The 13,628-nt window shown below is 43.1% G+C and carries 11 protein-coding genes and 3 rRNA genes; 11 read left to right on the forward strand and 3 right to left on the reverse strand.

Annotation, left to right across the window (positions count from 1 at the left end; all coding sequences use genetic code 11):
• Complete coding sequence (locus ACNSN3_RS15045) at positions 1-540, reverse strand: gamma carbonic anhydrase family protein (protein WP_010392775.1); 540 nt, start codon at positions 538-540, stop codon at positions 1-3.
• Positions 541-1,120: 580 nt separating this feature from the next.
• Here ACNSN3_RS15045 and ACNSN3_RS15050 point away from each other — a divergent pair.
• The 11 genes from ACNSN3_RS15050 (at position 1,121) to ACNSN3_RS15100 (ending at position 12,580) form a co-directional block, all read left to right on the forward strand.
• Positions 1,121-2,656: ribosomal RNA gene (locus tag ACNSN3_RS15050) — 16S ribosomal RNA — on the forward strand.
• A gap of 286 nt (positions 2,657-2,942) precedes the next feature.
• Positions 2,943-5,827 (forward strand): 23S ribosomal RNA (locus ACNSN3_RS15055).
• Positions 5,828-5,964: 137 nt separating this feature from the next.
• Positions 5,965-6,079 (forward strand): 5S ribosomal RNA (rrf, locus tag ACNSN3_RS15060).
• The 16S, 23S and 5S rRNA genes sit together here, the layout of an rRNA operon.
• A gap of 365 nt (positions 6,080-6,444) precedes the next feature.
• On the forward strand, positions 6,445-7,377 hold the full coding sequence (locus ACNSN3_RS15065; protein ID WP_418607966.1) for a CHAD domain-containing protein: 933 nt from the start codon (positions 6,445-6,447) through the stop codon (positions 7,375-7,377).
• A gap of 25 nt (positions 7,378-7,402) precedes the next feature.
• Entirely contained in the window at positions 7,403-8,302 is a 900-nt protein-coding gene (locus ACNSN3_RS15070; RefSeq protein ID WP_075170889.1) for a DUF350 domain-containing protein, read from the forward strand.
• Between the two features lie 4 nt (positions 8,303-8,306).
• Positions 8,307-10,028 carry a polyamine aminopropyltransferase gene (locus ACNSN3_RS15075; RefSeq protein ID WP_418607969.1) on the forward strand — a complete coding sequence of 574 codons (1,722 nt, stop codon included), beginning with the start codon at positions 8,307-8,309 and terminating at the stop codon, positions 10,026-10,028.
• Positions 10,029-10,108: 80 nt separating this feature from the next.
• Positions 10,109-10,522 (forward strand): YjfI family protein, encoded by a 414-nt coding sequence (locus tag ACNSN3_RS15080; RefSeq protein ID WP_008113284.1) that lies wholly within the window; start codon positions 10,109-10,111, stop codon positions 10,520-10,522.
• 89 nt (positions 10,523-10,611) lie between these two features.
• Entirely contained in the window at positions 10,612-11,304 is a 693-nt protein-coding gene (locus ACNSN3_RS15085; RefSeq protein ID WP_055013441.1) for a PspA/IM30 family protein, read from the forward strand.
• A 71-nt stretch (positions 11,305-11,375) separates the two neighbouring features.
• Positions 11,376-12,014 (forward strand): DUF4178 domain-containing protein, encoded by a 639-nt coding sequence (locus ACNSN3_RS15090; protein WP_010392538.1) that lies wholly within the window; start codon positions 11,376-11,378, stop codon positions 12,012-12,014.
• Positions 12,011-12,331 (forward strand): hypothetical protein, encoded by a 321-nt coding sequence (locus ACNSN3_RS15095; protein WP_010392540.1) that lies wholly within the window; start codon positions 12,011-12,013, stop codon positions 12,329-12,331. The genes ACNSN3_RS15090 and ACNSN3_RS15095 overlap by 4 nt, the downstream gene beginning before the upstream one ends.
• A gap of 63 nt (positions 12,332-12,394) precedes the next feature.
• Positions 12,395-12,580, forward strand: a complete 186-nt coding sequence (locus ACNSN3_RS15100) for a hypothetical protein (RefSeq protein ID WP_021033113.1) — start codon at positions 12,395-12,397, stop codon at positions 12,578-12,580.
• A gap of 15 nt (positions 12,581-12,595) precedes the next feature.
• Here the strand turns inward: ACNSN3_RS15100 and ACNSN3_RS15105 are convergent, their stop codons facing one another.
• Positions 12,596-12,997 (reverse strand): hypothetical protein, encoded by a 402-nt coding sequence (locus ACNSN3_RS15105; protein ID WP_418607972.1) that lies wholly within the window; start codon positions 12,995-12,997, stop codon positions 12,596-12,598.
• Positions 12,998-13,007: 10 nt separating this feature from the next.
• Positions 13,008-13,526: a hypothetical protein gene (locus tag ACNSN3_RS15110; protein ID WP_418607974.1), complete on the reverse strand. Its 519-nt coding sequence runs from the start codon at positions 13,524-13,526 to the stop codon at positions 13,008-13,010.
• Positions 13,527-13,628: the final 102 nt, after the last annotated feature.

Genomic DNA, 13,628 nt, shown 5'->3' on the forward strand with positions numbered 1-13,628 from the left:
TTAACTAGCGTCTTCAGCTAAGTATTCATCTTTTAGCTGAACATAATTATCAGCAGACACTTTTAAAAAGCTCAGCTCTTGCTCTGTTAATGGGCGAGCTTGTTTTGCTGGGCTACCTACATATAAAAAACCAGACTCTAAACGCTTATTAGGGGGCACTAAAGCACCGCCACCAATAATTACCTCATCTTCTACAATCACATTATCCATAATAATAGCGCCCATACCCACAAGTATGCGATTACCTAATACGCAGCCATGTAGCATTACCTTATGACCAACGGTTACATCATCACCAATAATAAGTGGGTAGCCGTCTGGATTATTCTTTGTTGCTCTTGATAAGTGTAAAACGCTGCCATCTTGTATATTAGTACGTTGACCAATACGAATATGGTTAACATCACCGCGGGCAGCAACTAACGGCCATACACTGCTATCATCACCTATAGTGATATCACCGACTAATACAGACGACTCGTCTACATAAACAGATTCATTAAACGCAGGAGTGATTCCTTTATAAGAACGTATTGCCATATATGCACCTTTAAATTAAACATATTAAGAGTATTAGTGTAACAGTAGCGCTTATTTTAGTGCCAGCAAAGCCTATATTGATTATAAAACTACCAGTTTCACCTGCTTTCGCTCAGATACTAACCGAACAGTGTGTTTTTTTAGTTTTTCTTTAAAAAAGTACTTGCGTAAAAATCTGTTCTCCCTATAATGCGACCCCACTGAGACGGGGAACGCCAACGCATAGCGAGGCACGAACTGCTCAGAGAGTTAAATAAAACTTGAGTTTAAATCATCGTAAGAAAGTTTAAAATTAAGTGTTGACTCGAAAAATAAAGGATGTATTATACGCATCCCTAGCGACAACGTCGCAACGTTCTTTAACAATATAAAGCAATCATCTGTGTGGGCACTCGTACAGATTGAGTTCTAACAGCCAAGCTACTTAGGTAGTGAGGCAAACAAATTTAGAGTCTCAATTGAAACTGAGTGACCAACAGCAATAACTACTTAGGTAGGAATTGCAGCACAGTCAATTCAATATCGAAAGATATTAAATAAATTCAGAATTCATTGAGCTGTCGAAAGACATAAAACTTTTTAATTGAAGAGTTTGATCATGGCTCAGATTGAACGCTGGCGGCAGGCCTAACACATGCAAGTCGAGCGGTAACAGAGAGTAGCTTGCTACTTTGCTGACGAGCGGCGGACGGGTGAGTAATGCTTGGGAACATGCCTTGAGGTGGGGGACAACAGTTGGAAACGACTGCTAATACCGCATAATGTCTACGGACCAAAGGGGGCTTCGGCTCTCGCCTTTAGATTGGCCCAAGTGGGATTAGCTAGTTGGTGAGGTAATGGCTCACCAAGGCGACGATCCCTAGCTGGTTTGAGAGGATGATCAGCCACACTGGGACTGAGACACGGCCCAGACTCCTACGGGAGGCAGCAGTGGGGAATATTGCACAATGGGCGCAAGCCTGATGCAGCCATGCCGCGTGTGTGAAGAAGGCCTTCGGGTTGTAAAGCACTTTCAGTCAGGAGGAAAGGTTAGTAGTTAATACCTGCTAGCTGTGACGTTACTGACAGAAGAAGCACCGGCTAACTCCGTGCCAGCAGCCGCGGTAATACGGAGGGTGCGAGCGTTAATCGGAATTACTGGGCGTAAAGCGTACGCAGGCGGTTTGTTAAGCGAGATGTGAAAGCCCCGGGCTCAACCTGGGAACTGCATTTCGAACTGGCAAACTAGAGTGTGATAGAGGGTGGTAGAATTTCAGGTGTAGCGGTGAAATGCGTAGAGATCTGAAGGAATACCGATGGCGAAGGCAGCCACCTGGGTCAACACTGACGCTCATGTACGAAAGCGTGGGGAGCAAACAGGATTAGATACCCTGGTAGTCCACGCCGTAAACGATGTCTACTAGAAGCTCGGAACCTCGGTTCTGTTTTTCAAAGCTAACGCATTAAGTAGACCGCCTGGGGAGTACGGCCGCAAGGTTAAAACTCAAATGAATTGACGGGGGCCCGCACAAGCGGTGGAGCATGTGGTTTAATTCGATGCAACGCGAAGAACCTTACCTACACTTGACATACAGAGAACTTACCAGAGATGGTTTGGTGCCTTCGGGAACTCTGATACAGGTGCTGCATGGCTGTCGTCAGCTCGTGTTGTGAGATGTTGGGTTAAGTCCCGCAACGAGCGCAACCCCTATCCTTAGTTGCTAGCAGGTAATGCTGAGAACTCTAAGGAGACTGCCGGTGATAAACCGGAGGAAGGTGGGGACGACGTCAAGTCATCATGGCCCTTACGTGTAGGGCTACACACGTGCTACAATGGCGCATACAGAGTGCTGCGAACCTGCGAAGGTAAGCGAATCACTTAAAGTGCGTCGTAGTCCGGATTGGAGTCTGCAACTCGACTCCATGAAGTCGGAATCGCTAGTAATCGCGTATCAGAATGACGCGGTGAATACGTTCCCGGGCCTTGTACACACCGCCCGTCACACCATGGGAGTGGGTTGCTCCAGAAGTAGATAGTCTAACCCTCGGGAGGACGTTTACCACGGAGTGATTCATGACTGGGGTGAAGTCGTAACAAGGTAGCCCTAGGGGAACCTGGGGCTGGATCACCTCCTTATACGATTTAGAACTTATTTGTTCGTAGTGTCCACACAGATGATTGTTAGTTAGTTTTACCCTTTGGGTTAACTAATTAATATGCTCTTTAAAAATTTGGAAAAGCTGATAATAAAATTCGTATGAATACATTGTATTTGTACAGAGTTTTCAAAAGTAAAAAAGAATGATAGCAGTATCATTCAGTGCCATTTAATCCTCGGATTAATTGGTATCTACTTTAGTATTCAATATTAACTTCTGGCGAAGTTAAACTGTCACAAAACAAAGACCCGTTTGGGTTGTATGGTTAAGTGACTAAGCGTACACGGTGGATGCCTTGGCAGTTGGAGGCGATGAAGGACGTATTAACTTGCGATAAGCCTAGTCAAGCTAGTAAAAAGCACTTGAGACTAGGATTTCCGAATGGGGAAACCCACCTGCTTGCAGGTATCGTTAACTGAATACATAGGTTAACGAGGCGAACGCGGAGAACTGAAACATCTAAGTACCCGTAGGAAAAGAAATCAACCGAGATTCCGATAGTAGCGGCGAGCGAAATCGGAACAGCCCTTAAGCTTATTATGTGTTAATGGAAGGCTCTGGAAAGTGCCACGATACAGGGTGATAGTCCCGTACATGAAAACGCATTTTAAGTGAAATCGAGTAGGTCGGAGCACGTGAAACTTTGACTGAATATAGGTGGACCATCATCTAAGGCTAAATACTCCCAACTGACCGATAGTGAACCAGTACCGTGAGGGAAAGGCGAAAAGAACCCCTGTGAGGGGAGTGAAATAGAACCTGAAACCGTGTACGTACAAGCAGTAGGAGCCCTTCGAGGGTGACTGCGTACCTTTTGTATAATGGGTCAGCGACTTATATTTTGTAGCGAGGTTAACCGATTAGGGTAGCCGTAGGGAAACCGAGTCTTAACTGGGCGAATAGTTGCAAGGTATAGACCCGAAACCCGGTGATCTAGCCATGGGCAGGTTGAAGGTTGAGTAACATCAACTGGAGGACCGAACCCACTAACGTTGAAAAGTTAGGGGATGACCTGTGGTTAGGAGTGAAAGGCTAATCAAACCGGGAGATAGCTGGTTCTCCCCGAAATCTATTTAGGTAGAGCCTCGGACGAATACTTACGGGGGTAGAGCACTGTTAAGGCTAGGGGGTCATCCCGACTTACCAACCCTTTGCAAACTCCGAATACCGTAAAGTAATATCCGGGAGACACACGGCGGGTGCTAACGTCCGTCGTGAAGAGGGAAACAACCCAGACCGCCAGCTAAGGTCCCAAAGTCATAGTTAAGTGGGAAACGATGTGGAAAGGCCCAGACAGCCAGGAGGTTGGCTTAGAAGCAGCCATCCTTTAAAGAAAGCGTAATAGCTCACTGGTCGAGTCGGTCTGCGCGGAAGATGTAACGGGGCTAAACTATGCACCGAAGCTGCGGATTCAGAATTTATTCTGAGTGGTAGGGGAGCGTTCTGTAAGCGGTTGAAGGTGTACCGGGAGGTATGCTGGACGTATCAGAAGTGCGAATGCTGACATGAGTAACGATAATGCGGGTGAAAAACCCGCACGCCGGAAGACCAAGGGTTCCTATCCCATGTTAATCAGGGTAGGGTAAGTCGACCCCTAAGGCGAGGCCGAAAGGCGTAGTCGATGGGAAACGGATTAATATTTCCGTACTTGGTATAATTGCGATGGGGGGACGGAGCAGGCTAAGCAAGCATGGCGATGGTAGTCCATGTGAAAGTGTGTAGGCTAGTGACTTAGGTAAATCCGGGTTGCTGTTAGGCTGAGACACGAGACGAGTCACCAAGGTGATGAAGTTGCTGATGCCATACTTCCAGGAAAAGCCTCTAAGCTTCAGATTATACCGAATCGTACCCCAAACCGACACAGGTGGTCAGGTAGAGAATACTAAGGCGCTTGAGAGAACTCGGGTGAAGGAACTAGGCAAAATCGTACCGTAACTTCGGGAGAAGGTACGCTCCGATTGGTGATGAGACTTGCTCTCTAAGCTGATTGGAGCCGCAGTGACCAGGTGGCTGGGACTGTTTATTAAAAACACAGCACTGTGCAAAATCGCAAGATGACGTATACGGTGTGACACCTGCCCGGTGCCGGAAGGTTAATTGATGGGGTTATCTTCGGAGAAGCTCTTGATCGAAGCCCCGGTAAACGGCGGCCGTAACTATAACGGTCCTAAGGTAGCGAAATTCCTTGTCGGGTAAGTTCCGACCTGCACGAATGGTGTAACCATGGCCACGCTGTCTCCACCCGAGACTCAGTGAAATTGAAATCGCAGTGAAGATGCTGTGTACCCGCGGCTAGACGGAAAGACCCCGTGAACCTTTACTACAGCTTGGCACTGAACATTGAACCTACATGTGTAGGATAGGTGGGAGACTTAGAAGCAGAGACGCTAGTTTTTGTGGAGTCGTCCTTGAAATACCACCCTTGTAGTTTTGATGTTCTAACGTTGGCCCCTGAATCGGGGTTACGGACAGTGCCTGGTGGGTAGTTTGACTGGGGCGGTCTCCTCCCAAAGAGTAACGGAGGAGCACGAAGGTTGGCTAAGTACGGTCGGACATCGTACGGTTAGTGTAATGGTAGAAGCCAGCTTAACTGCGAGACAGACACGTCGAGCAGGTACGAAAGTAGGTCATAGTGATCCGGTGGTTCTGAATGGAAGGGCCATCGCTCAACGGATAAAAGGTACTCCGGGGATAACAGGCTGATACCGCCCAAGAGTTCATATCGACGGCGGTGTTTGGCACCTCGATGTCGGCTCATCACATCCTGGGGCTGAAGTCGGTCCCAAGGGTATGGCTGTTCGCCATTTAAAGTGGTACGCGAGCTGGGTTTAGAACGTCGTGAGACAGTTCGGTCCCTATCTGCCGTGGGCGTTTGAGAATTGAGAGGGGTTGCTCCTAGTACGAGAGGACCGGAGTGAACGAACCGCTGGTGTTCGGGTTGTCATGCCAATGGCATTGCCCGGTAGCTACGTTCGGAACTGATAAGCGCTGAAAGCATCTAAGCGCGAAGCAGGCCTCGAGATGAGTTCTCACTAGACTTTTAAAGTCTCTGAAGGGCCGTTGAAGACTACAACGTTGATAGGCAAGATGTGGAAGTGGTGTGAGCCATTAAGCTAACTTGTACTAATTACCCGTGAGGCTTAACCATACAACGCCAAACGCGTTTTATGTGATAGTGAAACAAGCGAAGAAGTTAATAGACTAAAGTAGATACTAGAAGACTTTATTATCAGAAATTCCAAATTTTAGTTAGTGCGTAGCGATACGGACTGACACCCAAATTTGCTTGGTGACAATAGCGTTTTGGACCCACCTGACCCCATGCCGAACTCAGTAGTGAAACGAAACAGCGCCGATGATAGTGTAGCATTTGTTATGTGAAAGTAGGACATTACCAGGCTCCAAATACAAGAAAGCCCGATTCGAAAGAGTCGGGCTTTTTTACGTCTGGAATAAAGTAAAAAGAAGGTTCGAGCTGAAAGATATTAGGTTAAAGGAAGAGAATTGAACAGACCCAATCCCACGACATACTACTGCGCTGTCGCTGCAAAGTAGTATACTTACTCCAAATCCAAGTCAGTGTTAAGCCTAAAGCCCTTAGTTTTGAAGTATTACCATCAGCACTCTCTCTTTACTGATCTTAGTTATTCTCATTGCATCTTTAAACTAGTCCCTAAATTATCATCTTGTTGCAATTTCATTGTTGGTTTAATAACTGTCCTGTGTAAAACTATCTAGGATAATTTAGTAAATCAGGTGACATGAATGTCGAATATAAAAGCTTGGAAACTTCTCAGCCTGTTTTGTTTGTTTACAGCACTGATTGGTTGTCAATCTAAAGAAGAACAGCTACAACAAACAATTCAAGAGTCCATTAAAAAGGCCGATGTCGAGCTTACTCAGCTTGGTAAAGCACTTGATAATGGCAGTATACGCAATGCGACTATTCTTAAAGAATACAGTCGTATCCTTAAACAGCAACAACCTGAACTCAGTAAAGTTGTTGATGTTGTTAGCCTTGATGCCACACGCCAGGGAGCGCTTTATAGTGGTTTAACCCAGCGCCTTGATGACATTAAGGGTAATTACTTAATCCCTCCTTACGAAGATACGCTATACAATATTGATTTATTGCGAGAGGCAGTAAAGCCAACGTTATTTTCTGATGCCTTAACCGATCCTATTAATATGCTTGCGGATATGTCGAATGGCTCTTTGGCACGAGTTGGTGCTATAAGCCAAAAAGCTGAAGGCCAAGGGGTTGGTAACCAAATGGTAGGTAATCCTAACTATGGTAATTGGCAAACGAATAGTAGCGGTATTAGTTTTTGGCAATGGTACGGCATGTACCGTATTTTGGGTGATGTATTTGACCGAGTTGAATACGGAAGTTGGAGTAAACGCCGCAAGTATAGTTACTACAATGACTATGGTCGTACTCGTTACTCAAGCCCTAAACAAATAAAAACCCAAAGTGCATTAGAAACACGTACACGACAATCTTACCAACGCCAAGGCAAGCAGTTTACTAGTCCTTATGCGAGTAAAAAAACAGGTGCATCAGGTTTGAGTCGCAGCAGTTATACGCCGCCTAAAAGTCGCAGCAGTTACTCAAGAGCGAGTAGTTATAGCAATAATTCAGGATCGGTTCGTAATAGCAGTAGCAGAACCTCGCGCGGCGTAAGTCGTGGTAAGTAAAGAATAACGTTGGAGTTAGAATAATATGTATGAATTTAATGGAATAACTATGTGGTCTTTGCAAGCACTGTCAGTAGACTTTGCAATTATCATCTTACTGTTTGTGAGCCTAAAGTATATTAAAGGTTGGGTGTCTAATTTACATGCTAATGATGAAATTACCGAGCGAGATAACTTTGCATTCGGAATAAGCTTTGCCGCTGGCTTAGTTGCCCTTGCGATTGTATTAACGGGTGTAAGTAGTGGTGCTTTTGCTGCTACGTTACAAAAAGAAGCTCTGTTAATGCTTGGCTATGGTGCATTAGCAATTTTGCTTATAAAGCTGGGTCACTTTTTTCAAGATAAAGTGGCATTGCGTAAAGTAAGCTTACATAACGAAATAGTCAAAGGTAACGTTACTGCGTCAATTATTGATTTTGGCCATGTAGTTAGTGTTGCAGTGGTTATTCGCTCTGCACTATTGTGGGTTGCTACCGAAGGCTGGCATGGCATTCCTATTGTGATTGCCGCTTTTGTGATTGGTAGTGTGGTACTGCTTTTAGTAAGCCAATACCGAGTGCAGTTATTTAAACGCACCAATAAAAGCGGTGATTGCCTACAACAAGCCATTGTTGATGGTAATTTAGCAGTAGGTGTTCGCTATGCCGGCTTTTTAATTGGTAGTGCATTAGCCATTACTGCTGCAACAGGTATTGCTCCCTATGCTGCCGATAATATTAACGCGAGTTTACTTTACTGGGCGCTAAGTGCCGTTGTTTGTTTGGTTGCTTTCATTTTACTGCACTTACTGACGATTAAAATCATTCTTGCTGGATGTAATATTTCAGATGAAGTGAATCGCCAAAAGAATGTGGGTGTTGCCGCTATTTCCGCAGCTGTGTCATTTGCTGTCGGGATCACTATGGCCACACTACTGGGTGCATAATCACGTGTCATCAACTCAAGCTTCCCCAAGTAAATTTAATTTACTTGGGCATGATATTTTACTGATCACTGTTATGGCCGTACTCGCAGGATGCGGCCTTATTTATGAATACTTACTTTCTCATTATGCTGGCCGAGTACTAGGCTCAGTTGAGAGTGCAATTTACGCCATGATAGGCACTATGATTGTAGCTATGGGGATGGGTGCATTTTTAGCGCGTTGGTTTAAAGATGCCTTTACCGCATTTGCCTGGCTAGAAAGCATTATTGCGCTCATAGGTATGGGGTGTATATTAGCCATTGCCAGTATCATTGCTGTTAGTTATTCACTCCCTCATCTATTCTCAAGTATTTTTAATATTCCCCCTGACGTTATTCTTAATGGTTACGTGTTTCAAAAGCTGCAAGAGTGGTCTCGCTTTTTACCTTATGTATTTGGCTTAATATTAGGGCTATTTATTGGTATGGAAATACCGCTTATTGCGCGTATTCGCCAGCATGTTTATGGACGTTTTTTAGAAAATAACGCCGGCACTATATATGGAGCTGACTATATTGGCGCTGGTATTGGCGCGGCAATTTGGGTGAGTATTATGCTCGCGATGCCAATAATGCAAGCCGCCGCTTGGACAGCGCTATTTAATATTATTGCCGGCCTTGCCTTTTTATGGCGTTACCATAGCTATGTACGCTTTGCTAAGTTGCTATTGGTTTGCCATATATTACTGCTGGTGCTATTCGCTTTTATTTTGCAGTTTGGTAGTAGCTGGATGGATAACCTAAGTAACGTACTATACAAAGATAAAGTTATTTATTCCCAAGCAACGAAATACCAGCATGTGGTGTTAACCGAACGCTTAAGTAAAAATCAGCCACAGCCTATCACCGACCTATACTTAAATGGTCGTTTGCAGTTCTCAAGTATTGATGAGCAAATATATCACTCAATGCTTGTTTATCCTGCAATGCTCGCATCTAATCGTCATGACCGTATTTTGATTATTGGTGGCGGTGACGGATTGGCCATGCGTGATGTATTAAAGTGGCCGGTTGAGGAAGTAACTTTAATTGATTTAGATGGACAGCTACTCAATTTATTTGGTCATAAAGATAACAAATACACACCGCCTGATGATATTAGACAGCGATTAGTGGCACTCAATAATGAATCGATGCATGACCCCCGAGCAAATATTATTGTGGGTGATGCATTTTTAGAAGTTGAGAGGCTACTGGATCAGTCAAAGCAGTTCGATACTATCCTAATTGACCTGCCAGACCCTAATCATCCCGATCTGAATAAGATGTATAGCGACTATTTTTATAACCATGTGCGCCAATTATTGGCACCTGATGGTGCTATGGCGGTACAGTCAACCTCGCCTTATCATGCGAAAAAGGCATTTTTAAGTATTGCTAAAACGGTGAAAGCCGCAGGTTTTAATTATGTAGAGCAATATCAGCAAAACATCCCTTCGTTTGGTCAGTGGGGGTGGACTATTGCTACTAAAATGGGTCAATCACCAAGTGCACGTATTAGCAATATAACGGATATGCCAGTGCCATCTCGGTGGATTAGTAAAAAATATTTATTAGCCAGTTTTGCATTTCCTAATAACTATTTTGAACAAGTTAACGATATTGAAGTCAATAGGTTAGGCTCTGGTCGCTTATATGATTATTACCGAGCTGCTTGGCAAATAGAAAGTGAATTGTATAAAAACTAATAAAACATGGTTGACATAATATGTCGACCATGCGAATCTTAACTCAGACATAATATGTCAAACGACAAAAAGGCAGAGACATGGAATTAAATGAACTTTCAATAAAATTAGCGTCTTTTGAAACTGAGGGGGCTAACTTTGAGTCTTTCTTGATTGCCAATCCAGGTGAGCAAGATGTTTTACAAGTCATTGTTGATGGAAACGATGAGCTTCCAATTTTTGTTACCCAAACACAAGAGCAATTATTATGTATTAGCTACTTGTTTGGTGAAGACGAAGTAAAAAGCGAGTTACGCGACGAGTTAAACGAAACACTACTGCGTTTAAACGTGCCAATTCCGCTAAGTGCATTTGCTAAAATTGATAATAAATACGCGATTTTTGGTGCACTTTCGGTAAATTCATCATTAGATGACGTTACCCACGAACTAGTGACATTAGCTGATAACGCAATTGATGCACTAGAAGCCGTGACATTGTATTTAAACGATTAGGATACCCGCCTAGGTAAGTACTGATAGCAAATAGTATATGGCTCTCACTTTACCTAATAGGATATAAACAAGTTTTTGGAGTTAAGATTATGAGTATTTTAAAAAAATTATTTACAGCGGTACGTGGCGGCGCGCGTGAAGCGGGCGAAGCAATTGTTGATGCGAATGGTATTCGTATTTTTGAACAAGAAATTGCCGATGCACAAAATGCACTGAATCGTGCTAAAAAAAGCCTGACAGAAGTAATGGCTAAAGAGATGCAAACCAAACGTAAAATTAGCGCAGTAGATGCATCAATTGCTGAGCACGAAGCGTATGCAGGTCAAGCCCTTGAAAAAGGGAATGAAGCATTAGCATTAGAAATTGCAGAAAAAATTGGTGATTTTGAAGCTGAGAAAGCCGAACACGAGCAAGTGTTAGCGGGCTTTACTAATCACATAGTGACGTTGAAGCAGCAAGTTAAAGATGCTGAAAAATCAATTAAAGAAAACCAGCGTCAGCTTACTATGGTTAAAACCACAGAAAGCGTTCAACAAGCGACAATGGCTGTAAATAGCACGCTTAATACTAATAGCTCGTCGATGACGTCGGCGCGTCAATCGCTTGAGCGTATTAAGCAACGCCAACAAGACCGTACTGATCAATTAGGTGCTGCAAAGTCTCTAGAAGCAGATGTTAATGGCGATGATTTAAAAGCTAAAATGGCTGAAGCAGGTATTGGTGATACCAATCCAAAAAGTGCTGATATTCTAGCGCGCATTAAAGCGAAGCAAAATAGCTAACATTTAGAACCATATTAAAAAGGTAACCGAGTTTTGCTCCGTTACCTTTTTTGCTTACAGAGGCACCTTATATGTTTAATTTTTTCAAATCTAAAAAAAAGCCAGAACGTCAGCTTAATCACGCGAGTGACCTTAAAAAAGGTGACATGTTTACAGTGATTGACTCGTTTGCTTATCCTGCATGGCTCAAAGGCCAAACACTTCGCGTTATTGATGTGCAAACGTATCAGTACCAACATAGTAGTGATACTGAATTCGTACTTGAAACTAACACAGGCCAAGTGGTGTTTTTACAAATAGAACAAAACGATGGTGAGCAGTGGGCTAATTTCTCAATAAAGATTCAGCGTGATGATGTTGATGAAGTATTTGGTTTGGATGAGTTTTCACGTATTTTTGATGAAGAATCGTTAACGCATATTACAGTTAAAAATACGCCTGAGCGCTTTATGCAGTTTTTAGCTGGAAGTTATCAACAAAGCGAATCACCTTATGTATGTTATTTTCATAATAAAGATTTTCGTGGCCAAGCGCTACCTCGCTATGAGCAAGACGGTGGTGAACCCTGTGAAATGATTTGTTTAGCGTCACCCGATGAAGGGCATAGCGTTAATATCGAAATTTGGGAGGGAGGTGAAACAGAAGTATCACTGACATTAACTCGCCCAATTAGCGATATTGTTGACTTGTTTCCTGGAGATGCCCAGTGAGTGATGCTAAAGACAAGTGGTTGCGCCAAGAGCAAGCTGTGCGCGCCACGCAAATGGCCTTTGATTTGAGTAGTGAGGTACAAAAGTCGATAAAAAAACAAGCTATCGACCAAGAACTTACTCCCTCAGATATGATCCGCAAAATTTTAGGCCTTGATGTAAAGTCTAAAAAAACACGGCAGCGTTTATCGTTTAATTTAAATGATGATGAAATAGCGCAATTGGCTAGTCGGTTTGAAGTTGCAGTAGATGATAAAAGAGCGGTAAAGCAACAGGTAGCAGATCTACTCATTGAGCATACAAAAAAGACTAAGTAACCCTTTTGCCTTCTTTATATAAAATACTTACACTGAGGTTATTATTTCTAAAGAAGTGCAGCTGTGAATATTATATTGATTGCCTACTTACTTATGTTTGCGTTATTTGGCACAGCGGCAAGCTACTTTGTGCGTTTTATATATGCTTATTGGGTACAAAAGAACATGCCTTTGGAATACATTTTTAAGGCTGGTGTATGTATTTTCATGGTAGTGGTTATTTCGGTGTTAATACCACTATTAAATTAACACCGAAACGAACTGCTACTGGTAATTAACGGTTTTACATTGGTTATCAATACATAAAGAGTGAACTTCTAGCACTGGTGAACAGTCATCGAACTCAAGCGCAGTGTTATTTTTTTGTTCTTGCTGAGTGATTTTTTGTGCTAATTGCTCGGCATGCTTTTGAGAATTATTTAATGTTGAATACACAACATACTTACTCGGTCCCCCACAGACACGCGAGCCAACACCTAACACCTTACATTGATAACTGGCTGTGCAGCTTTTATTACTTGTAAGCTCATTAAGCTGAGTATTTAAAACAGATTCACTCGCGTTTTGAGCTGTGCTTGGTGTTAGTGCGCTACTGCAACCGCTAAGTAGTATAGTCATGACAACACTGGCAGCTGATAGTTTAATTACGGATGACAAACAACTCATAATCTAATCCTTAAAATACACTTACCGCAGAGCCTTCAAGTTTAACACATTTATTTTCAACGCACTGGGTACTAGGCGCAGTTAAATGTTGGCAAATACTCATCATGCCTTTTTGCGCATTATAAGTACTTTCCAATTGAGTAATTGTATCGCTTAGGGCTGAAACCTGTTTTTGGGGGGCGCTTTGTGTCGAGTACACAATATAATCGCTCGGCCCACCGCAGGCACGGCTACCAACAGCATTCACTTTACACTGTGAACTCGTTGAACATTGCTTATCTGCTATGAGGCTGTTTAGCTTATCTTTTGCTGTTTTAATATCATTAAGCGACACTTCTTTTGCTGCATCAGCTGGTAATGGCTGTGCTATTTTATTTTGCTTATTCGCTTGTGGTAATTTTTGTTGCGGTATCGGCGTAGACGTATTTTCTACCGCATTGGTTTTAGTTTGCTCAGTTTTATTTGAGGTTGTTTCTAAGCACGCCGTTAAGCAAAGCGGTAGCAGTAGAGCGAGTAATGGAGTACGCATAATCGTTCCTGATAGTGATGAATTATTCATCACTATCATACACTGTGCATTCATTACAGCAATAAAAACTCTACTATCAACATATTAAAGAGGTGATAAGGA

This window comes from Pseudoalteromonas sp. US3C1004 (assembly GCF_048401065.1).
Lineage (GTDB): Bacteria > Pseudomonadota > Gammaproteobacteria > Enterobacterales > Alteromonadaceae > Pseudoalteromonas > Pseudoalteromonas undina.